The organism is Helicobacter burdigaliensis (genome assembly GCF_003670295.1).
Taxonomy (GTDB): Bacteria; Campylobacterota; Campylobacteria; order Campylobacterales; family Helicobacteraceae; genus Helicobacter_D; species Helicobacter_D burdigaliensis.
Genome location: NZ_QXJG01000001.1, coordinates 1 through 19,217, shown reverse-complemented (window position 1 = coordinate 19,217; position 19,217 = coordinate 1). Strand labels below are relative to the sequence as shown.

Annotated in this window: 17 protein-coding genes; 6 read left to right on the top strand and 11 right to left on the bottom strand. The window is 32.3% G+C overall.

Translation table 11 applies throughout. The features are described from left to right. Positions 1 to 40 precede the first annotated feature (40 nt). The 4 genes from EBF09_RS00080 to EBF09_RS00065 form a co-directional block, all read right to left on the bottom strand. A complete protein-coding gene (locus EBF09_RS00080) occupies positions 41 to 1,165 on the bottom strand; it encodes a hypothetical protein (protein ID WP_121763119.1) in 1,125 nt (374 codons plus the stop codon). An 82-nt stretch (positions 1,166 to 1,247) separates the two neighbouring features. After that, a complete protein-coding gene (locus tag EBF09_RS00075; RefSeq protein WP_121763118.1) occupies positions 1,248 to 1,832 on the bottom strand; it encodes an NAD(P)H-dependent oxidoreductase in 585 nt (194 codons plus the stop codon). A 2-nt stretch (positions 1,833 to 1,834) separates the two neighbouring features. Then, complete coding sequence (locus EBF09_RS00070; RefSeq protein WP_121763117.1) at positions 1,835 to 2,464, bottom strand: CatA-like O-acetyltransferase; 630 nt, start codon at positions 2,462 to 2,464, stop codon at positions 1,835 to 1,837. 1 nt (position 2,465) lies between these two features. Beyond that, positions 2,466 to 3,308, bottom strand: a complete 843-nt coding sequence (locus EBF09_RS00065) for an aldo/keto reductase (protein ID WP_121763116.1) — start codon at positions 3,306 to 3,308, stop codon at positions 2,466 to 2,468. Between the two features lie 126 nt (positions 3,309 to 3,434). On the opposite strand from EBF09_RS00065, the gene rrpA reads away from it, so the two are divergent. Further along, positions 3,435 to 3,773 (top strand): MarR family transcription factor RrpA, encoded by a 339-nt coding sequence (rrpA, locus tag EBF09_RS00060; RefSeq protein WP_121763115.1) that lies wholly within the window; start codon positions 3,435 to 3,437, stop codon positions 3,771 to 3,773. On the opposite strand, the gene EBF09_RS00055 is transcribed toward rrpA, so the two are convergent. Both EBF09_RS00055 and EBF09_RS00050 read right to left on the bottom strand, forming a co-directional pair. Then, complete coding sequence (locus tag EBF09_RS00055; protein WP_121763114.1) at positions 3,763 to 4,524, bottom strand: methyltransferase domain-containing protein; 762 nt, start codon at positions 4,522 to 4,524, stop codon at positions 3,763 to 3,765. The genes rrpA and EBF09_RS00055 overlap by 11 nt on opposite strands. Before the next feature lie 6 nt (positions 4,525 to 4,530). Continuing rightward, positions 4,531 to 4,935 carry a MerR family transcriptional regulator gene (locus EBF09_RS00050; RefSeq protein ID WP_121763113.1) on the bottom strand — a complete coding sequence of 135 codons (405 nt, stop codon included), beginning with the start codon at positions 4,933 to 4,935 and terminating at the stop codon, positions 4,531 to 4,533. 68 nt (positions 4,936 to 5,003) lie between these two features. On the opposite strand from EBF09_RS00050, the gene EBF09_RS09265 reads away from it, so the two are divergent. Then, on the top strand, positions 5,004 to 5,165 hold the full coding sequence (locus tag EBF09_RS09265; protein ID WP_232817588.1) for a hypothetical protein: 162 nt from the start codon (positions 5,004 to 5,006) through the stop codon (positions 5,163 to 5,165). 5 nt (positions 5,166 to 5,170) lie between these two features. Beyond that, positions 5,171 to 5,905: an aminoglycoside 6-adenylyltransferase gene (locus EBF09_RS00045; RefSeq protein WP_232817587.1), complete on the top strand. Its 735-nt coding sequence runs from the start codon at positions 5,171 to 5,173 to the stop codon at positions 5,903 to 5,905. A gap of 51 nt (positions 5,906 to 5,956) precedes the next feature. On the opposite strand, the gene EBF09_RS00040 is transcribed toward EBF09_RS00045, so the two are convergent. From EBF09_RS00040 to EBF09_RS00030, 3 genes are read right to left on the bottom strand one after another with little or no spacing between them, the layout of a single operon-like run. Then, positions 5,957 to 8,257 carry a flagellar hook-basal body complex protein gene (locus EBF09_RS00040; RefSeq protein ID WP_121763112.1) on the bottom strand — a complete coding sequence of 767 codons (2,301 nt, stop codon included), beginning with the start codon at positions 8,255 to 8,257 and terminating at the stop codon, positions 5,957 to 5,959. Beyond that, entirely contained in the window at positions 8,257 to 9,546 is a 1,290-nt protein-coding gene (flgD, locus tag EBF09_RS00035) for a flagellar hook assembly protein FlgD (protein WP_121763111.1), read from the bottom strand. The genes EBF09_RS00040 and flgD overlap by 1 nt, the downstream gene beginning before the upstream one ends. 10 nt (positions 9,547 to 9,556) lie before the next feature. Beyond that, positions 9,557 to 11,566 carry a flagellar hook-length control protein FliK gene (locus EBF09_RS00030; protein WP_121763110.1) on the bottom strand — a complete coding sequence of 670 codons (2,010 nt, stop codon included), beginning with the start codon at positions 11,564 to 11,566 and terminating at the stop codon, positions 9,557 to 9,559. A 148-nt stretch (positions 11,567 to 11,714) separates the two neighbouring features. On the opposite strand from EBF09_RS00030, the gene typA reads away from it, so the two are divergent. Genes typA through EBF09_RS00015 form a run of 3 tightly spaced genes read left to right on the top strand, consistent with a single transcriptional unit; the run spans position 11,715 to position 17,279 of the window. Then, positions 11,715 to 13,514 carry a translational GTPase TypA gene (gene typA / locus EBF09_RS00025; protein WP_121763109.1) on the top strand — a complete coding sequence of 600 codons (1,800 nt, stop codon included), beginning with the start codon at positions 11,715 to 11,717 and terminating at the stop codon, positions 13,512 to 13,514. A gap of 10 nt (positions 13,515 to 13,524) precedes the next feature. Beyond that, positions 13,525 to 15,888 (top strand): ribonucleoside-diphosphate reductase subunit alpha, encoded by a 2,364-nt coding sequence (locus tag EBF09_RS00020; RefSeq protein WP_121763330.1) that lies wholly within the window; start codon positions 13,525 to 13,527, stop codon positions 15,886 to 15,888. Then, positions 15,888 to 17,279: a PhoH family protein gene (locus EBF09_RS00015; protein ID WP_198672502.1), complete on the top strand. Its 1,392-nt coding sequence runs from the start codon at positions 15,888 to 15,890 to the stop codon at positions 17,277 to 17,279. Before EBF09_RS00020 ends, EBF09_RS00015 begins: the two co-directional genes overlap by 1 nt. Before the next feature lie 393 nt (positions 17,280 to 17,672). Here EBF09_RS00015 and EBF09_RS00010 read toward each other — a convergent pair whose 3' ends face one another. Both EBF09_RS00010 and EBF09_RS00005 read right to left on the bottom strand, forming a co-directional pair. Continuing rightward, positions 17,673 to 17,942, bottom strand: coding sequence for a hypothetical protein (locus EBF09_RS00010; protein WP_121763108.1), 270 nt, complete (start codon positions 17,940 to 17,942; stop codon positions 17,673 to 17,675). 77 nt (positions 17,943 to 18,019) lie between these two features. Further along, positions 18,020 to 19,063 carry a type I restriction endonuclease gene (locus EBF09_RS00005; protein WP_121763107.1) on the bottom strand — a complete coding sequence of 348 codons (1,044 nt, stop codon included), beginning with the start codon at positions 19,061 to 19,063 and terminating at the stop codon, positions 18,020 to 18,022. Positions 19,064 to 19,217: the final 154 nt, after the last annotated feature.

Sequence of the window (19,217 nt, the reverse complement as noted above, 5' to 3'; positions counted from 1 at the left end):
CTTTAGTTTTTTTTAATTACTTTTTTACTTTGAAAAGTCTTTAAAAACTCATTTTATCTTTTTTCATCATCAAAGCCCCAAGTATAAACAACACACCCACGAGCAATCCCCGCAATATTGCAAGTTGAAACATTATAGGGCTTGAAAGCACAGGCTGAAACCCTCCTAGCACAATTGCTAATACTATGTTAATGAGCAATAAACCTGCATAGATATATGCAATCATCCTAAAAGGCTCTACTTGAGTGATTTTGCCTAGATTCAGAAAAAACAAGATTGAAACAACAAAATCCAACACAAAAAACCACTCAAAATACAATCCATAATAATTAATAAGCATTGAAGGTAAAAACAAAAGTATCCAATACAATACTAAAAGCCATTTTTTAGTATTTTTGGCCAATAGAACACAAGCTACAAGCCCAGCGATCCCTGCTGGAAGGATAAAAAATCCCATATAATACCTAAAAATAGGCAAGGCATTGCACACAAACAAGATTCCAACTACAATAAAAAGTATTTTTACAAAAGCTAAATTGCCTCTATAAGTTTGATACTCTTTTATCTCTTTACTCTTGTGTAAAAGCTCTTTTATCTTACTCCAAGCAACGCTATAAAAAATTGCATTTATAAATAGTAAAAATAATACTACAAATTCCAATCTATACATAATCTCATAATGAATTCTTACAAAGAATGAAAAAACTATCAAAAGAAAAAAGGCTATAGGATAACACCAAAAAGCATAGATAAAAGTTTTTTGAGAGGTTACTCTTGCAAGTTCATAATGCAGATTCTTAAAGGGTATAAAAATCACACAAGCAAAAATAAATAAAAATATAATAGCATAAGGACTAAAATAGCTTAATTTATAAGCCATAAAACGCACCATATCTAAATTAATCCTAAATTCCATACTAGAAGCTATAAAAATCATAAAAATCAAAACAATTATAAAAAGGTTGGTCAATAAATACTTTGCATTTGTTTGCTTTTTAATCCCATAAATAGCTACTAGAAAACTTGCTAAAGATGCTAAGCCTAAAAGCACACCCAAAACAAAACCCCATGCAATACCTACAAAAAATGCCAGCAAACAAAGCACTATACTGCTTATTCCTGCTGTTTTTATGAGTTTAATATGCTTTTGTGTGCTATCTTGCATTTTCCCTCCTTGTGAAAATACAGATTATAGCACCCTATAAATTAATTTTAAAATATTTTCCCAAAGGGCAATTAATTGCCCTTTAGCTTTGAAACACTTTTAATAAATGTGCTTTATAATCCTTGATATAATTTTGTACTTGTGGATTTTTAATCACATCATTGCAGATAAAAGTTGGCAGTGGCTTCATACCTAAAAACTGATGTGCTTTATGTAAGTGCAAATACACTCCATCTACGCCCACACCTTCAAAAAATTGTTCTTTTTCATTAAAGGCTTCAAGTGGTGCATTCCAAGTAAGAGAAAACATATATTTTTTATCTTTCACAAGTCCGCCACTGCCATATTTTTTACTCGTATCTTCTCTGCTTCTACCATCATTTGCATAGAGCTTTCCATGCCCTGCGGTGAAAACTTCATCCATGTATTTTTTCACAATCCAAGGCTCACCCATCCACCAGCCAGGCATTTGATAGATGATAGCTTCAGAATCTAAAATCTTTTGCACTTCAGATTCTATATCATAACCTTTATCGATATGTGTTTCATTCACTTCTAACCCTAGAGATTCTAAAGTCTTTTTTGCTACATTATGCAAAGTATCATTTAGCTTGCCACCAGAATGCCCAAAACTTTTTGCTCCATTTAATAAAAGTATATTTTTCATTCTTACTCCTTAAAATTATTGATATTTTCCTGTAAAATTTCTATAAACTTTGCTACATGATAGCCATCACAAATTGCGTGATTAACATTAATGTTTAGCAAAATTTTAGAATCTTGTATTTTTGATAGAGTAAAAATAGGTGCATAAAACTTGCTTCTATCAATTTGTAAATTAAAATCCTTGAAACTAATCCAAGGAAGCGAAGATACAAAAAATATATTTGGCAAATTTGTCACCTTTGCCTCATAGCTTAGATTCTCCCCAAACTCCGCTTTATCGCTTTGCAGATTCTTGCTAAATTTAGCAAAATCCTCATCATACTCACTCCAAAGAGAGCTAAAAGTCTCACTATTTTTATGAAAAATGCTATAGCTTGGGTAAGAGATTTCATAATAGCCCAAAATCCCATCTTTATAATCCATTCTAAACTCTACTATCGCATTCACACTCTTAGAAATACAATAAAGAAAAGAGCAAAAAAAGCTATGCCCCTTTTGTTTGTAATTTAGCAAATTTTGCACTTCAAGTTCCACACTTAGCGAAAAGCCACAAGGATTTTCACTAAAAAACCTAAAATGTTCCGCTCTTTTGTAAGATTTTAAATCAATAGGGATAAAATTAAAATTCTTCATTTTACTTTGCCAAATTCAACAAAAACTCTGTTGTTTTTACATCTCTATGATTGCAGATGATATACGGATTTTGAGAGATTTTAGAGATAGATTCCATATCGCTAGAATCTAGTGTAAAATCAAACACAGAGATATTCTCAACCATTCGCTCTTTGCTTAGAGTTTTTGGGATTACTGCGATTTCTCTTTGAATGAGCCATCGCAAAATAACTTGTGCTATGCTTTTATTATGCTTAGAAGCGATATTTTTTAAAATCTCATTTTCAAAGATTCCATTTTGTCCCTCTGCAAAGGATGCCCAAGACTGCATAGTTACACCTAGATTTTTCATAGTAGATTCAAAGTCAAAGCGTGGCAAAAATGGGTGGCATTCTACTTGATTAAGTGCGGGTTTTACTTCATTATTAAAGCAAAAATCTGTGAGTTTATCAGGATAGAAATTACTCACACCTATTGATTTTATAAGTCCTTCGTTTTTTAACTCACACATTGCTTCCCACGCACCATAGCTATCATTAAAAGGTTGATGGATAAGATATAAATCTACATAATCAAGCCCTAACTTTTGCAAAGATTCCATAAATGCAACTCTAGCATTCTTGTGACTTATATTATTTACCCAAAGCTTTGTGGTGATAAATAGCTCATTTCTCGCTATACCACTTGCCTTTATCGCTGCACCTACTGCTTCTTCATTGCCATAAATTGCTGCTGTATCAATAAGGCGATAACCAACATTTAAAGCATCTTCTACACATCTTTGTGTCTCTTTTGGATCGATTTGAAATACACCATAGCCTAAAATTGGCATTTTATTTCCGTCATTTAAAGTAATTGTTTGCATAAGAATCCTTATTTATTAAATTTGTGCTAGAATTTTAATTTATAGGATAAATAATGTCAATACGTAAAATAAAGTAAGATACTATCCAAAAGTAAAGTATAAATATAAAAATACAAGGAAAATAATATGCAAAATACAAAAAATTCAAGCTGTAATTATCAAGAATGCGGTTTTAATTATACTTTAAATTTAATTTCAGGAAAATATAAATTAAGTGTACTTTACTGCCTTTATAAAGATTCTATCGTGCGTTATAATGAGCTAAATAGAATCCTCTCTCCCATATCGTTTAAAACCTTAACAAATATTTTGCGTGAGCTAGAGAGTGATGGGCTTATCATTCGCAAAGAATATCCCCAAATCCCACCAAAAGTAGAATATAGCCTATCATCTAAAGGAAAAAGCTTTATTCCCATTTTACAAGCAATGTGCGATTGGGGCGAGGAGTATAAACTTAAGTCTTAAACGCTATAAAAAATAATCTTGACATAGGCAAAAGCACACTATTATCTTTTTGCAATGGAAAAAAGGGTGCGAGTGTTGTTTTTAACTCTTCTATAAATTTAGCATGTAAATTTTCATCAAGTTTTTCTAAGTAGGGACGAAGCCCAGAACCTTTATACCATTCAATCACCTCATCTAAACTAGATAAAATATGATAATAAGTGCTTTGCCAAATCTGTATTTCTTTAAAATAATTTTGTAAAATATCATAATACTCATACGCTTCTAAAGCATAAAATACCCTAGAATCTAAGCCGTATTTTTGTGCAAGTTTTGCTAAGTTTTGATGAAAGATTGAGCTTTTACCCAAAGGAAGTTGCACTGCAAAAATTCCATTTTCATTTAAAAGCTCAAAAACTTCTTTAAAAAGCTTATTTTGATTTTCTATCCAGTGAATGCTTGCGTTAGCAAACACCAAATCAAATTTTTCTTTTATCTCTAAAAGTTCGCAATTTACATCACATTGTAAAAAATTACAATTTTTAAGATTTTTACTTTTTGCTTTTTGAAGCATATCTAAAGAATTATCAATGCCTAGAATCTTCGCATTTATAAAAGTCTCTTGCAAAATTTGTGTGCTATTTGCAGGACCACAACCTAAATCCAAAATATTATTAACATTACTTTGGTTTTTAATTTTATCCACTAAATCAAAAATTGCTATATTACGTTCTTTTTCAAATTTTAAATATTGCTTAGCACTCCATTGCATAATAAATTATCCTCTATAATCTTCACTTTGTGGATTAAGTAAATCTATCCCACTCTCTATCATCTCTTCATAGATTTCTAGCTTATATTTTAGTTTCTCTTGCATTTGCTGAAGATTTTTAATATCTTCTTGCACCTTTTTATATTGTTTTTCTAATAACTCCTTACGACGCGGTGCTGTTTTAATGCCTCGTGGGAAAAGATATACATACTCTTTAATATCTTCTAAGCTCATTCCAGTAGATCTTAAACACGCCACCCATTCCACCCAAGCAATGTCTTTTTTGCTAAAATACTTCACTCCATTTTTATCTTTACTCACAAAAGGAAAAAGCTCCTTTTTGGCCCAAAATCTTATAGTATGCGAAGAAATTCCTGTTTGCCTCTCTACATCAATAATTGTAAATGCCATAAACTCTCCTAGATTCAAAATTTTCTGATAAAATAATAACAAAATTTCCTTTTTAGCAAAGAAAAATTATGAAAAATATGCTGAATCCTCCAAATACTTTCTTAAAACTTTTTAATGACTTTATATCTAAAAATAAAAAAATTGCTCTTGGAGTTTTAGAAGGTTCAAGAGTAAATCCAAAAGTAAAGATAAATATCAAGATTATGATATATCTTTATTTTTACCTTTAGATTCTATGTATGAATTTTTAGAAATAAAAAGAAAAAGCAATATTAAAAAAGCAAAAATACCCCATAAGATTTTAAAATTTACAAAGCAACATTTTGGAAAGATTATCTTCACACAACTTCCAGAATCTATGGAATTTTATCCTCCTGATTTACCAAAAAATTGGGTAAGCTTCCTTATGCTTTTTGAAAATGGAATGCGACTTGATTTGAAAATTATCCCTTTAGAAGACTTAGAACTTTACTATAAACTAGAACCTTTAAGAAAAGCCTTTTTTGATAGATTTAACATCTTTATGCAAAACCATAAAAAATCCCCCTTTAGTATCGCCACACTTACCCAAACAAGTTTTGAAGATATTTGCAATGAATTTTATTTCACTCTTGCAAATTTACACAAAGCACTTTTAAGAAAACAATTTATTTTAGCAAACCATCTTTTATCTTCTATGCGTGAGGCACTTCTTAATATTCTTAGCTTTAAAATAGGGCTTATTTATGGATTTACAACCTTTCTTGGAAAAGAAAAAACAAATCTTTTGAATTTTCTCTCACAAGATGAAATGAAGATGTTTAAAAAAAGCTACCAAACACATTCCTTAAAACATATAAAAAACTCTTCTAAATCCTTAGAAAAGCTTTTTTATAAGACTTATTGCTTTATCATTTGCACTACAAACTTTCAAAGCACAAATTATCAACAAAATATTTTATCCTACATTAAAGCTCTAAAAAAACTTTAATGCTAAATATCGTTTTACTTCCTTAAAGTCTATAAAGCCAAAAACTTAAAATTACTTTTTAAGTCCTATGGCTTCTTGCATAAGTTGATCTGCAGTTGTAATGGATTTTGCACTCATTTGATAACCCCTTTGATACACAATCAAATCCGTTAGTGCTGTCCCTGTATCTACATTACTTGTTTCTAGCATTCCATCGAGCACAATTCCATATTTTAAATTTGCTGTGCCTCCCTCTTCCCAAGCCATAAGAGGAGGACCACTTACTACTGCAGTTTGTCCATTAATCGTTCTTACATTCATTTCAAAAAGGTTTCCACCAATTTTGCTTAATCCTTGATCATTGACAAACGCAGCAATCCCAAATCTACCGATAGGCTCTGTCTTGCCATTTGTAAAATTTACTAAAATAATCCCATCATCTGTAATAGTAATATCCCTCATAATTCCCGCTTCTGTTCCATCTTGATTGACAGATTTTAGTGCAGAATCTGTATAGGCAAAATTACTAGAAGTTTTACCATCTGCACTTTGGGTTAAATCTACGCGAATATTTCCTCCATTAAAAGGCACATCAAAAGGCTCTCCTATTGGAGTTCCATCAGGATTAAAACTAAGCTCATTAACCACTGGTTCATCACTCACCATTACTTTACCTTGAGAATCATAAATCGCTGTTCTTACTTCCCAACGCTCATTAATAGGTGGATTTGCTGTGCTATCTCCTTGCTCTACTAGAATATATTGAGATTTTAAGATAAATTTTTCCCCACTCTCGCTAAATACTTCAATATTTGTTTCATAAGTTGGCACATTGAGCTGTGTAGTGCTTAGTGCATCTGCACTCACAACCTGCCAACCCTCTTTATCTTCAGCAGGGCTTTGTGTGCTAGATCCACCCACTCTTTGATAAAGCACACCATTAAAGCTTACCAAATCATCTGTATCATAAGTAGTTCCTGCCTCAAATTCTGGGATACTTCCATTTACCTCATCGGCAATTTCTTCCCAACCTTTTTGTGCTTCACTAGGAGGAGCTGGTATCATCTCATCAGGATTATCAGGGTTTGGTATCATGGAGATTTCTTCATTTGTGCGTCTATAAACCTTGCCTTCATAAGTGATAAAATCTCCCTCTTTATAATCTTCTACTTTACCACTCTCATAGTCATTTACTCTACTTGTATCCACAAGCGTCCAACCCTCATTATTGATAGGGCTTTCTCCTCCATTGCCTGTGCCATTTTTTTGATAGATTAAGCCATTATACTTAATATAATCGCCCTCTTCATACTCTGTATTTGCTTCAAAATTCTTTAATAGATGATTCATAGGGGAATCAAGCTCTAATCCATTCCCACTCAAGCCTAGCTTATCTGCTAACTTTCCCTTTACATCTATTTTTATATCTTGCATTCCATAATTACTAATATAAAGCGAACAATCTTGTGGATTACCCTCGCTATCTAAGCGTAAATTCACATCTAATCCGGTTTGCTTTTTAACTAAATCTATAAATTCTCCTACGCTTTTAAACCCATTTTCACCTTTACCCCCATAAGTAAAAGTATAATCTTTCTTCACTCCATTTTTTTCTATACTAAAGGTAATATCTTTATAATTTCTTGCATCAAGTGGTTTGCCACTTGCATCCATTAACGCATTAAAATCTTGTGCTAAAAATTTATCTCTATCAAAAGTTCCATCAGGCTTTTTAAACATATCGCTAATGCCTTTGCCATTTTGGGTGCGATTTAGATTCACAGAAACATTTACTTCTGTTGTGAGTGTAGGTGCATATTTTAAATCTTTGGGAATTTGAATGGGTTTAAGCACAGAACCCCCAAGATTTGCATAATCTTGCTCTAAATTATTTGTTCCTGTTAGTGTGCCATCTGGAGCAATCTTGCCTAAATTAATCCCATACATATAATAACCACTAGAATTCACTAAATACCCATCTCCATCAAGACTAAAAGAACCATCACGTGTAAAATAATTTTGTTGGTTTTGATAATTTGGATTTTTAATATCAAATTGCCCATTAGGATTTGTCCCTACTACAAACCAACCTCTTCCGCTATAAGCTACATTAAACTGCCCATCTGCTTTTACATAAGTTCCATCATTAGAATTAATCGCATTAGAACCCACCGTTACACCAAAATTATAATCATTAGAAATTGGGGAATTAGAATTAATATAATCTAATCCTGTTGCAAAAAGGCTTTTAAACTCTGCACTATTTGCCCTATATCCTGTTGTATTTACATTTGCAATGTTATTAGAGGTTACATCAATTCCAAATTGATGGGTTTTAATCCCGCTTATTCCACTATAAAGTGAGCCAACCATTATGATGCCCTCCTTTTTTCTTCTGGTTTATCATCGGGATCTGGAAGATCAGGTAAATCTATCCCCTCGCCTGTCTTTTTATAATAAGAAGTTACATAGATAATTGGAACAGTTAGATTATCCCCTAATTTCACATAAGGCACGCCCCCTTCAAATAAAATACTTTGCACCTCGCCTCTTCCAAGTTGGGTTTCTTTGTATTTATTTGTTTCAGGATCTAGATTATACTCTGCTCTAACTGTATAATCGCCCTTACCTACATAATTTCCTTTATTATCTCTTGTATCCCATTCAAACTCAATATAGCCCTCTTTATTTAAGTATTTATAATTACCATCTTCATCTTTTTCTGCTAAGTCAATCTCTCTAATTACATTATTATCTTTATCAGTGATTGTAATTTTTGGAGAACCTTTGCTAGGATCAATAGGCTCATCAAAATAAAGATCAAACTTAATTGATTCATTTTTCTCCACCTTTAAGGCAGTAAATGGAGTTTCAGCGATATTTCCTATCATACCCACTGTATTATATCCACCCAAAATGGAGCTATCTTGAATCGCACCCGCTAAAACTCCCATAGTTTCAAGCATTTTTTCTTGTGCTTCTACAAGCTTTTCTTGTGCTTCAATAGTAGCTTTATTAGTTTCTTGCATAGAAGCCATAGTTTCTGTCATCTCTTCCATAGCTTTTTTCATTTGCATTTGTGCTTCTACTTGCGTTAATTGCGCTGTTTGAGTTAGAATCTCTTGTGTTTCCATAGGAGCAGTTGGATCTTGATTTTTTAATTGCTCCAAAAACAAACGCATAAATGCTTCTGTTCCTAAGCCATTATTATCTTCATCTTCATCTGGAACAATTGGCTTATCTCCTGGGAATCCACTTCCTCCATCACCATCACCATTATCGCCACCATTTCCGCCATTACCACCGTTTCCATTATCGCCACCATTTCCGCTATCTCCACCATCGCCATTACCATTATCGCCCCCACTACCTGAATCACCTCCGTTGCCAGAATCTCCCCCATTTCCGCCATCGCCTGTATTATTATCTCCTCCATTCCCTGTATCTCCGCCATCGCCTACGCCACCTGTGCCACCATCGCCATTCCCTGTATCTCCGCCATCGCCTACGCCACCTGTGCCACCATCGCCTGTATTACCATCTCCACTATTTTCCTCATCTGCAAGAGTTGTAATTCTATGAGGATTTTCTGGATTTGCTGCACTTCTTGCAGAAGCAAATGATGAATAGCTCATATAATTGTTAAAACCTGATACTGTCATTTTCTACTCCTTAGGCGTAATATGAAAAACTAAGCTCTAATCGTGCAATTTCATTTTGCACTTCTTTAGCTTCTTTGTAAGCTGATAAGCCATTTTCGTTCCACTTTTTTGAATCTTGACTTTGAGGATTATTATTTCCATGGCTATTATTGCCAAAATTTCCTCCCCCATTGCCACCAAAATCAAGCTCTAAGCTCTTTCCTTGAATATCTTTAAAATCCATTGTAATATCATTAAAGCCCATATTGCTAAGCTCTTTTTTAAACTCTTCTTTATGTTGCATAAAAAGTTGCAAGGCTTGTGGATTAGAACCTATTTGAATATGAATATTATCTCCACGCTTAATAAGCGTTAGCTCCACACTTCCTAAATTTTGAGGATTAAGCTCCAAGGTAAGCTTAGTTACTGGAGGGCGATAATTTACAATTACATCTTTTAAATTTGTGCTAAAATAACTAAAAGTTTGTGTTATAGAAACGCGCTCTCTTTGAATTTGGGTTTGAAAACTAGCATTTAGGACTTCATTTTTCTCTTTCTCTTTTTCCTTTTCTTTAGTTTGCATAATCTCTTGTGTTTCTTTGGTATATACTTTATCTTTTGTAGAATTTGTGCGTAAAAGATTATTTAAAAATTCCACTTCCCCTGCTCTTTGCTCTTCTTGTTTAGAATTTATATTTTTAACTTCTTGTGGGTTAGAATCTTGAAGCGTTGCAAATAAATCACCTTGCTTATATTTATCTTTAGTAGCTTTTTTATCTTGTGCTACTTCTCTAGTCTGTTTTTCCTCTTTTTTATGGGCTACACTTACTTCTTTTTGGACCTCTTTAGAAACTTCCTTTTGGACTTCTTTTGTCAATGCCTCTTTTAAAATCTCTGGTTTTTTAATATTTTCTTGCTCTTTATTAAAGCCTTCTTTTAAAACCTCTTCATTTTTTATCTTTTGATCTTTATAATTTGGCTCTTGAATCTTGCTTTCTTTAGATACATTATCTTTTATCATATCTGTTTGAAGTTCGCTTGTTTTTATCTGTTTTTGTGTATCTTTACCCTTTTTGTCTTCTTTTGTATCTTGGGCTTCTTTATTTTTAACCTCTTTTTGCAAAGGATTATTTAGCTCTTTGCTTTCTTTAGGATTTTCTTGTGAAATCTTAATCTCTTTAGTTTCTAATATATTTTTATCTTTTTCTTTAATATTATTTATATCTTTAAAATTTTTATCCTCTACTTTTTGTGCTTCTTCTTTGGCTTCCTTTTTAGTTTCTATTTTACTCTCTTTTTGTTCTGCTACATTTATATTTAACTTTTCTTTTATATCTTTTATATCTTGCTTCTTTGAAATTTCTTTATTTATTAGAATCTCTTGTGATTGTTTGTTTGTTTTGGTTTCTTTTTTGTTTTCTTTAGCCTCTTTAATCAGATCTTTATCTTGCAAAATCTGATTAAAAACATTTGTTGTTTTATTATCTTCTTTTTTGGTATTTACAAAAAATTTCTCGCTAATATTAGGAATTTCCTTAGAATTTTGTGCTTGCTTATTTTCTAATACAATTTGTTTAAGATTTAATTTTAACTCCTTAGCGACTTCTACCACATCTTTTAAAGTTTTTGTCTTTTTCTGGAAGCTTTGTGCTTCTAGTTTTAAATCTCTTGTGTTAATTTCTTTTTTATCTGTTTTTATTTCCATTTCTTTTTGTGGGATATTTTTTATATTTTTAAGTTCTTCTAAATTTTCTTTTGTATTTTTTGATTTAAAATTATCCAACAAATTATATTTATCCTCTAAAGTCTGCAAAAAACCTTCTTGCTTTTCTTTATTTTTGGGATTTAATAAATTTTCTTTAGAATCTGTTTTAAAATTTTTTATTTCTTTTTCCTTATCCTCTTTAGATAAAGATAAAAAGTTATTTAAAAATTCTCCAAAATCTGATTTTTCCTCTTGAATTTCTAAAGGAGAATTTTTTGAAATTTTATTATTTTTACTCTCTTGAATATTATTTGATAACTCTAAAAATGGAAGCATTATAAAAACCTCACAGCCTATTTTTTATGTTTAATAAAAATATTTTTAAGAAAATAGAAGCAAATTTTGTTCCTTTATTTTCGCTTATTTTTAAGCAATATTTTTGTAGAATTCCACCCTTTATAAATTTTTGTTAGAGGACATTTTAATGCAAGAGATTAGAAATATCGCAGTAATAGCCCACGTAGATCATGGAAAAACAACCCTAGTAGATGGTTTGTTACGCCAATCTGGAACATTTGCAAGCCATGAGCAAGTGGATGAGCGCGTAATGGATAGTAATGATATTGAAAAAGAAAGAGGCATTACAATCCTTTCTAAAAATACTGCAATTACTTATAAAAACACAAAAATTAATATTATTGACACTCCCGGACACGCTGACTTTGGGGGGGAAGTTGAGCGTGTTTTAAAAATGGTAGATGGCGTATTGCTTTTAGTAGATGCACAAGAGGGCGTTATGCCTCAAACTAAATTTGTTGTTAAAAAAGCTCTTAGTCTAGGCATTTGCCCTATCGTTGTTGTAAATAAAATAGATAAACCCGCAGCTCAACCTGATAGAGTTGTAGATGAGGTGTTTGATCTTTTTGCTGCTATGGGTGCAAATGAAAAGCAACTAGATTTTCCCGTAGTTTATGCGGCAGCACGCGATGGGTATGCGATTAAAAACTTAGAAGATGAAAAGAAAAACTTAGAACCTCTTTTTGATGCAATTTTAGAGCACGTCCCAACTCCAAGCGGAACACAAGACAATCCTCTACAAATCCAAATTTTTACACTAGATTATGATAACTATGTAGGAAAAATTGGAATTGCTAGAATCTTTAATGGAAAAGTTAAAAAGGGCGAAAATGTAATGCTTGCCAAAAGCAATGGGGAAAAAGTTACGGGCAAGATTACAAAACTTATAGGCTTTTATGGCTTAGCAAGAACAGAAATTGATGAAGCAAAAGTTGGTGATATTGTGGCATTAGCAGGATTCCATTCTATTAATGTAGGCGATTCTATTGTAGATCCCAACAATCCTATTCCACTAGATCCTATGCACTTAGAAGAACCCACAATGAGTGTTAATTTTGCTGTAAATGATTCTCCTTTTGCTGGGACAGAGGGCAAACATGTAACCGCTAATAAGCTAAAAGAACGCTTAGAAAAAGAAATGCAAACCAATATCGCTATGAAAGTAGAAGAATTAGGCGAAGGTAAATTTAAAGTAAGCGGTAGAGGGGAATTACAAATCACGATTTTGGCTGAAAATCTAAGAAGAGAAGATTATGAATTTAGTATCTCGCGTCCTGAAGTGATTGTAAAAGAGATTGAAGGACAAAGATGTGAGCCTTTTGAATCTTTAGTGATTGATACTCCACAAGATTATTCAGGAAGCGTCATTGAAAAACTTGGCAGGAGAAAAGCAGAGCTAAAAGCTATGAATCCTATGGGAGAGGGATACACAAGATTAGAATTTGAGATACCAGCAAGAGGATTAATCGGATATAGAAGCGAGTTTTTAACCGATACCAAAGGAGAAGGGGTTATGAATAATAGCTTCTTAGAATTCCGCCCTTTTAGTGGAAGTGTAGAAACTAGAAGTAATGGAGCACTTATCTCTATGGAAAATGGAGAAGCTACGCCTTTTTCTTTAGGAAATATTCAAGAAAGAGGAGTTTTATTTATCCCGCCACAAACTAAGGTTTATGTAGGTATGATTATAGGCGAGCATTCAAGAGAAAATGATTTAGATGTAAATCCAGTCAAGGCTAAGCATTTAACAAATATGCGCGCAAGTGGAAGTGATGATGCAATTAAGCTTACCCCTCCTAGAGATTTAAATTTAGAAAGAGCATTAGAGTGGATTGAAGAAGATGAAATCTTAGAAGTAACACCTAAAAATATAAGAATAAGAAAAAAAGTGCTTGATCCAACTCAAAGAAAAAGAAAAAACAAATAAGGGAGTGATGATGCTAACAGTTGTAAAAAGAAATGGCAGAATTGAACCACTAGATGTAACTAAAATCCAAAAATATACCAAAGATTCTGTAATAGGATTAGAAGGTGTCTCACAAAGTGAGCTAGAAGTGGATGCAAAATTACAATTTAGAGATAAAATCACTACCCAAGAAATCCAACAAACACTTATTAAAACTGCGGTAGATAAGATTGATGTGCATTGTCCTAATTGGACTTATGTAGCTGCAAGACTATTTTTATACGATCTTTATCATAGAGTTAATGGCTTTAATGGTTATAAAAGCTTAAAAGAATACTTGGAGTTAGGCGAGAGGGAAAATCGTATCATCAAAGGTATGAAAGAAAAATTCAATCTTGAACGCTTGGATAAAAAAATTGATACCACTAGAGATTTGCAATTTACTTATTTAGGTATCAAAACCCTTTATGATAGATATTTATTAAAAGATAAAGAGGGCAACCCCATAGAATTACCACAGCATATGTTTATGGGGATTGCTATGTTCTTAGCACAAAATGAAAAAGATCCAAACTATTGGGCAGAACAATTTTATGATTTGCTCTCACGCTTTGAAGTTATGGCGGCCACTCCTACACTCTCTAATGCTAGAACGCCACGCCACCAACTAAGCTCATGCTATGTAGGTAGCACTCCTGATAATATTGAAGGCATTTTTGATTCTTATAAAGAAATGGCACTTTTAAGCAAATATGGTGGTGGAATTGGCTGGGACTTTTCTAAAATTAGAGGCTTAGGAAGCTTCATAGATGGACATAAAAATGCAGCAGGAGGAGTAATTCCTTTTTTAAAAATCACAAATGATATAGCCATAGCAGTAGATCAGCTTGGCACTAGAAAAGGTGCTATTGCTGTGTATTTAGAACCATGGCATAGCGATATTTTTGATTTTGTAGATATTAAGAAAAATAGTGGGGAAGAAAGAAGGAGAACACATGATCTCTTCCCAGCTTTATGGATACCTGATCTTTTTATGAAAAGGGTTGCAGAAGATGGATTGTGGAATCTTTTTGATGCTTTGGCTTGTTCGGATTTAACAGAGCTTTATGGAGAAGCCTTTGAAGCTAGATACAAAGAATATGAGCAAGATCCAAATACCCCAAAACAAACCATTAAAGCTAAAGAACTATGGAAAAAGATTCTTACAAATTATTTTGAAGTGGGTTCTCCTTTCTTGTGCTTCAAAGATAATGCAAATAGAGCAAATCCAAATGCACATTCTGGGATTATTAGAAGCTCTAATCTTTGCACAGAAATCTTCCAAAATACCGCTCCTAATTCTTGCTTTATTAGAGTAGAGTTTGAAGATGGAACAATCTGTGATTACCCAGAATATCAGGAAATTATCACAGATTTAGGCATTAAAAAGGTTTCTAATAAAATCACATCAACTGATAGCATTAATGGCAAAAAAGTTTTTATCGCTCAAAGAGAAGCAAATGAAGGCAAAACCGCTGTATGCAATCTAGCCTCCATCAATCTTTCCAAAATCCATACTAAAGAAGATATTGAACGCATTGTCCCCATAGCTATTAGAATGCTAGATAATGTGGTAGATTTAAACTTTTATCCCAATAGAAAAGTAAAGGTTACTAACCTAGATAATCGTGCCATAGGGCTTGGCGTGATGGGTGAAGCTCAAATGCTAGCAGAGAAAAAGATTGAATGGGGTAGCCAAAAGCACTTAGAGAGCATTGATGAACTTATGGAAATGATTAGCTATAATGCAATTAAAGCAAGTTGTGATTTAGCACAAGAAAAAGGTGTTTATAGTGATTTTGTAGGGTCTTCTTGGTCGCAAGGAATCTTGCCCATTGATAGAGCCAATCAAGAAGCTAAGGCTTTAGTAGATAGAGGCGGATTGTTTGCCTATGTATATGACTGGGAAGCTCTAAGAAAAGAAGTAAAAACAAAAGGTATGAGAAATGGATATTTAATGGCAATCGCTCCTACAAGCTCTATTTCTATTTTAGTAGGCACAACACAAACTATTGAACCCATTTACAAACGCAAATGGTTTGAAGAGAATTTAAGCGGTTTAATCCCTGTTGTTGCTCCTAATTTAAGCTTAGAGAATTGGAACTATTATACTTCAGCCTATGAAGTAGATCAAACCAACATCATAAAAGCAGCTGCCATAAGACAAAAATGGATTGATCAAGGACAAAGCACAAATATCTTTATTACACTTGATAAAGCAAGTGGAAAATATCTCAACGATATTTATTCTCTAGCATGGAAATTAGGCTTAAAATCCACTTATTATTTACGCTCTCAAAGTGTAGAAGCAGAAGAAACAATGGATAGATCCATTGAGTGCCTAAATTGTCAATAATGACTAAGCGTTATTTAATTGATACTTCTATTATTTTAGATGATGTGGAAAATCTCTATTTTCTCCATCAAAATGGAGAAAACCACATTTTCATTAGCGACATCACACTCCATGAGCTTGATAGTAAAAAAACTTTAGACAATGAAAGAGGCTATTTTGCAAGAGAGTTTTTTCGCAATGTTTTAGATGAAGTAAGCCTCCCCTCTCACTTTACTCCAAAACAAGAAGATACCCTCCAACAAATCTTCTTTGAATACAACCAAAGTAAAATTCCTTTGCAAATTATCCATCGCACACACTATAAAACAAAATCTTTAGATTATGGGCTCAATGATGCAAGAATCTTTGAAATTGCAAAAGATTATGATTGCATTCTTTTAACCAACGACATCGCACTAAAAGTCTATGCAATTTCTAATAATCTCCCCTCTCAATCACTCATGCGCGATAAAATTGAAAATCCCCAAAAAATTGAATTTCTTTCACATTTTAGCGCACACCAAAATACAATCTTAGAAGACATACAAAATGATAAAGATTTTCAAGCACTTAGTAATTGGAGTTTATTAGAGATTAGTGAGCTTGATAATACAGAAAATTCTCTCTATCTTACTGGAAAAAAACACTATGGCATTAAGCTAGATAACACCCTAGAACTCATTAATTTTGATGAAAAAATCAAAGAAGATAGACTCTATATTAACCCCATTAATTTAGAGCAAAAATTTTTCTACACTCTCCTTACACATCCTAAAAATAAAATCACAATTTGCTCGGGTGCAACAGGTAGTGGAAAAACTCTTATTGCACTTCAAGCAGGATTACATCTTCTTAAAAAAGGCGTCGTGAGCGGAATCGTATATCTTAGAAATACAATCACCGCAAATGATAAAGAAGCAGAGCTTGGCTTTAGAAAAGGCGATGAAAACCAAAAACTAAGCTATTTTATGTATCCTCTTTATAGTGCAATTAATTTTATGATAACTAAAATGCAAAAAGAATCTCTTGCTAAAAGAATTGAATACAAAGGAGATGCAAACAGCATAGAAAGCAAAGAAGCCACAGAATACTTCATACAAAAACACAATATTGAAGTAATGGATATAGCACATGCAAGGGGGGTGAGTATTTCTAAAAAATTTGTAATTTTTGATGAAGTGCAAAATGCACCCAATTCCATTGTAAAACTCATAGGCACAAGAATGGCAGAAGATTCTAGAATCGTATTCTTAGGCGACTGCACTCAAATAGACCACCCCTATCTTTCTAAATTTAGAAATGGTCTTGCTACACTTCTTAAAAAAGCAAAAAATGATGATTTTCTTGCAGGAATTGCCCTAAAACAAACCATTAGAAGCGATATAGCAGGCTGGTTTGAAGATAATTTTTAATTTAAATCAATTCCTTAAATTATATTGAAAGATAGAGAGTTTTTGACCTCCCCCCGCTCTTATCTTTCAAGGGAAAATAGATACTAAAATATTTTAGCACTAGCTTTAAGCTTAAGTTAAGCGGGTTTTCTTTAGAATGTTTTAAATTGTTTTATTTGAACTTTCGTGCTAGTTTTTCAAAGCTACCACGAGAGCTAGTAAAAGTATCATAAACATTATTACAAATATTACAAATACCATTTAAGCTCCTTTAAAGCCCTTAAAAGACAATAAAACTTTCGCTCAAGCTATTAAGATTTTAACATTTAACTCTTAAAAACTCTTTAAAATATTAATTATGATTTATTTTATTAAAAAGGCGCAAAGCAGTCATAAAACTGCTCTAATCCCTTTTTAATTAGAAGTTACCATTTGCACGATACAAGGATTGTTAGTTTTTGGATTTTCTGATACAAAACAAGCTTTTTCCGTATAGCGATTTTTCTCTTCATCATACACATCTTTTTCTTCTCTATAAGGGATAATAAACACCGGCTCTTTTTTGATTTTATTTAACAAATCTCCATTAGGAATCCCAGCAAATTTCAAATTATCCTCCGCTTCTTGCTTTATAAATGAATCAAAATTTGTTGTTAAACCTAATTCAAATCTAATATATAACACCGCTTTTCAAATCAAAGTCATTTTACGCTTAAAATCAAAGTGTTATTTTTTCACTTTGATTTCTAATGCAAATTTTTTTATTTTCTGCTTTCATAAGCCTTAATAATTTCATCGCTTAAATTATAAATATCTTCTAACTTTTCTAAATTATAATTTTGTCCATTTGGAAAACCAATACTTTTCTTTGTAGCTGTGAAAAATAATCTACAAATCCATTTAGTAACCTTGCCTTGATATAAAACTCCAAAATAGCTTAAAGTATCTTTGTAAGATATTTCATTTAAGTCTGCTTTAGCACTTGCTAGAATGGACTTGATAATATAAAAACTTTGTAATTCTTCCTCAGTGGTAATAATTTCTTTTGCTTCTTCTTCTGGCGTTTCTACTTCATCATCATTAATAGCCTGAAGATTATTTTTTATGCTTGTAATTTTTTCATAAGCTAGATCATTAATAATTTCTTTAAAGGATTTTGTAATATATCCTTTAAACTCTTCTAGCACGGCAGCAGTCATTCTTTTCTCTGTGAGTTGTTTAGCAAAAAAGCTAGTAAATTCATCGCTAGGGTTTTCTATCTCGCTTTTAAAAATCTCTTGAATGCCACGATAATATTTCTTTTTCAGAGCAATGTCTAATATCTCATCTAAATTTAGATCCGCACATATAAATTGCTTTAAATCATTAATATCTCTTGGCTTTAGTTTTTCAAGATTAATAACCAAAAAAGGCACTTTATCCATTAAATTTTGTTGTTCAATATCTGTAAAAAACCTATATTCAATTCCATTTGTCAAGATAGCAAATTTAATACTAGAATCAGTGTTAAAATATCTTACTAACTGATTATTGTGATTATCCAAGTTTTCTGTATGGTTTTTTGCCTCTATTAAAATAAAAGGCTTACCATCTTTAAAAATCGCATAATCAACCTTCTCTCCCTTCTTAGTTCCTATATCTGCTGTATATTCTGGCACTACTATACTAGGATCAAAAACATCATAGCCCAAAGCTTTCAAAAAAGGCATAATAAAAGTCATTTTGGTGGCTTCTTCTGTATTAACTAACGCTTTTCTTTCCGCAATAGTTTCTATAATTGCATTTAATTGATTTTCAAATTCCATTTTAACCTCACTTTAACCTTAAAAGTTAGGTGATTCTACAAAAAACTACTTTGCAATTTGGTTAAACTAAGATTTTCTTTCCTTTCACTTTGAAACCTTTTCTTGCAATTTGAAATTTTATGCTTTAATACTAAAAAGCATAAAGGAGTATCCA